This is a genomic window from Lysinibacillus sp. GbtcB16, assembly GCF_019091145.1.
GTDB lineage: Bacteria > Bacillota > Bacilli > Bacillales_A > Planococcaceae > Lysinibacillus > Lysinibacillus fusiformis.
This window is the reverse complement of sequence record NZ_JAGXJV010000546.1, coordinates 1-260: the sequence shown is the minus strand read 5'-3', so window position 1 is coordinate 260 and position 260 is coordinate 1. Positions and strand designations below refer to the sequence as shown.

Sequence of the window (260 nt, the reverse complement as noted above, 5' to 3'; positions counted from 1 at the left end):
TTATTGTAATATTTTTCAGAAAATTAATGGAATTACTATTGACTTATATGGAAAATGGGTGTATTTTAGACTCAGGTAAAGTATTTTTACCTAGAACAACTTTTTAAGTCGAAAGGAGGGAATGTTATGTCTTCATTTCAATTGCCAAAGCTTTCATATGACTATGATGAACTAGAGCCACATATTGATAGCAATACACTTGCCATTCATCATGGAAAGCACCATGCGACATACGTAAACAATTTAAATGCTACTTTAGA

The 260-nt window shown here is 31.2% G+C and carries 1 pseudogene; it reads left to right on the top strand.

Annotated elements, in window-relative coordinates:
- Positions 1-126: 126 nt before the first annotated feature.
- A pseudogene (locus KVT27_RS25195) lies at positions 127-260 on the top strand (superoxide dismutase); the annotation flags it as partial.